The sequence below is a fragment of the Streptomyces sp. ADMS genome, from assembly GCF_033441795.1.
In the GTDB taxonomy this organism is placed as follows: Bacteria; Actinomycetota; Actinomycetes; order Streptomycetales; family Streptomycetaceae; genus Streptomyces.
Map to the genome: position 1 here is coordinate 1 of NZ_JAVFVX010000482.1, position 362 is coordinate 362.

1 pseudogene is annotated in these 362 nt (G+C 71.5%); it reads right to left on the reverse strand.

The window, feature by feature from the left end:
- A pseudogene (locus tag RB628_RS41655) lies at positions 1-262 on the reverse strand (hypothetical protein); the annotation flags it as partial.
- Positions 263-362: the final 100 nt, after the last annotated feature.

The following is a 362-nucleotide window of genomic DNA, read 5'->3' on the forward strand; positions in this document are numbered from 1 at the left end:
CGACACCGGTGGCCTGGATGGTCTTGGCGTTGGGCACCTGCTCGGCCGGGTCGTCAAGGCCCGGCACGGAGAGCGTGCCCTTGCCGCCGCCGTCCAGGATCGCCTTCACCTGAGTGGCGACGGCCGAGGTATCCACAGCCTGTGCACCGCCGGTCGAGCAGGAGGCCGAGGCACTCCCGGCCGCGATACCGAGGATCGGAACGGCCAGCAGCAGTGGACCGGTGGCGACGAGGCCGACGACGGTTCCGGTGGTCTTCTTCATCGCCGCTGCCGTTCGCCGGGGCGGACAGCCCGGCCGGGCAACGGAGTTGGGTCAGGGCGTGGGCGTATCAGGGCGTGCTGCATCGCAGCGGCTCCTCGGG